Source organism: Micrococcus sp. HG099 (genome assembly GCF_024723355.1).
GTDB classification, from domain to species: Bacteria; Actinomycetota; Actinomycetes; order Actinomycetales; family Micrococcaceae; genus Micrococcus; species Micrococcus endophyticus.
This window is the reverse complement of the sequence record NZ_JANQCJ010000316.1, coordinates 1-385: the sequence shown is the minus strand read 5'-3', so window position 1 is coordinate 385 and position 385 is coordinate 1. Positions and strand designations below refer to the sequence as shown.

Below are 385 nucleotides of genomic sequence, written 5' to 3'. Positions count from 1 at the left end.
CCGCCGGCCGCGTCGGATGGTTATAAGAGCCGGCGCCCGCGGGACGGCCGGACCGGCCGCCGGGATGGCCGGGCTGTCCGCGGCGGAGCAGGCCCGCGCGGCCGGCCGCTGGTCCCTGCTGCCGGCGGCCGAGCGGGACCCCACCATCCGGGCCCACGCCACCGCGGAGTTGCTGCTGGACCGGTACGGCGTGATCACGCGCGGGTCCGTGGTGGCCGAGGAGGTGCCCGGCGGCTTCGCCGGCCAGTACCGGCTGCTCACCCGCATGGAGGACGCCGGGCAGGTCCGCCGGGGTCACTTCGTGGCGGGCCTGGGCGGCGCCCCGGTCTCCACGGGGGCCGGGGGGGACCGGCCGCGCGGCGTCCCGGCTGGCTCTTTTTCACAT

Annotated in this window: 1 protein-coding gene; it reads left to right on the top strand. The window is 78.7% G+C overall.

The genetic code is table 11. The annotated features are described in order from the left end of the window. Window positions 1-385, top strand: a 385-nt coding sequence (locus tag NWP10_RS12405; protein WP_258301103.1) for a hypothetical protein, incomplete at both ends; no start/stop codon positions are given.